Genomic DNA, 1,182 nt, shown 5'->3' with positions numbered 1-1,182 from the left:
CGTAGCAGATGTATGGACTCCTCCCCATTAACGGGAGAGTACGGTATAAAGAAATTGCAAAACAACTTTTACCAATTAAGGAGTCCATACATGGCACAGTCTAATTTAATTGCTATTGATTTAGCAAAAAATATTTTCCAAGTTGCGCAGTTTCAAGGCAGTAAACTTAAATCTAATAAACAAGCTAGCCGCAGAGCATTGCTTGAGTTATTAGTTAAAGCTAAACCATCCGTTGTTGCTATGGAAGCATGCGCAAGCGCTCAATATTTTGCACGCACTGCGCAATCTTTTGGTCATAAAGTTATGTTGCTTGACCCGTTATTTGTTAAAGCATTTAGACAAGGTCAAAAAACAGATGCAAACGATGCTATTGCGATAGCCATTGCTAGTAAAGTCCCTAATGTTCGCACCTGTAAAATTCTCTCTATCGAAGAGCAAGCATTGCAATCTCTTAGTAAGGTTCGGGCGCTAGCGGATAAACAAAAGATTCAATTATCAAACCAAATACGTGGGTTACTCCTTGAGTTTGGTATTGTCATTAACCAAAGTGAGGCCGCATTTAAAGCAGCCATACCCGATATTTTAGAAGATGCAGAAAACACGCTGCCATTAGAACTAAAGCATGCGCTTGCGCTGACTTACGCTCTTTATCAACAGCAGTGTGACAACAAAGTAGAGTTACAAAAACAAATCGAGCGTATTGTAAAACAAAATGATGGCTGTCAACGCTTAATGGCACTCGAAGGAGTCGGCCCAATCACTGCTATCGAGCTTTTGTCTTTTTTAGGTGACACAACACAGTTTAGCAATGGAAGGAGTGCTGCGGCGTGTGCAGGAGTGACACCGCTACAGCATTCGACAGGCGGTAAAGCAAAGATAGGCTGTATACCTAAAAGACGAGGTGGAGCATTAAGGCGAAATCTATTTTTAGGCGCTCGCTCGATAGTGAGTAAATTAAAAAACAGAGAGGCCTCGACTGAAAAAGAACGATGGATAAAAAGCCTGCTGATAAGAAAAGGGGTTAAGTGCGCGGCGATTGCATTAGCAAACAAAACAATGAGAACAGCTTATGCCTTACTTAAAAAAGGAACGAATTATGAGCCAACAGCACTGACAGCCTAAAGTAAAAGAATAAAAAATCAGTAAGCAGAAGAATTGAACAAGCCAAGATAGAGCATTAAG

General features: G+C 40.7%; 1 protein-coding gene. It reads left to right on the top strand.

The features are described from left to right. Positions 1-90: 90 nt before the first annotated feature. Positions 91-1,122, top strand: a complete 1,032-nt coding sequence (locus PSI06_RS20960; protein ID WP_273605071.1) for an IS110 family transposase — start codon at positions 91-93, stop codon at positions 1,120-1,122. The last annotated feature ends 60 nt before the right edge of the window (positions 1,123-1,182 follow it).

It is taken from the genome of Pseudoalteromonas sp. GABNS16E, from assembly GCF_028598715.1.
Lineage (GTDB): Bacteria > Pseudomonadota > Gammaproteobacteria > Enterobacterales > Alteromonadaceae > Pseudoalteromonas > Pseudoalteromonas atlantica.
This window is presented reverse-complemented; position numbering and strand designations above follow the sequence as displayed.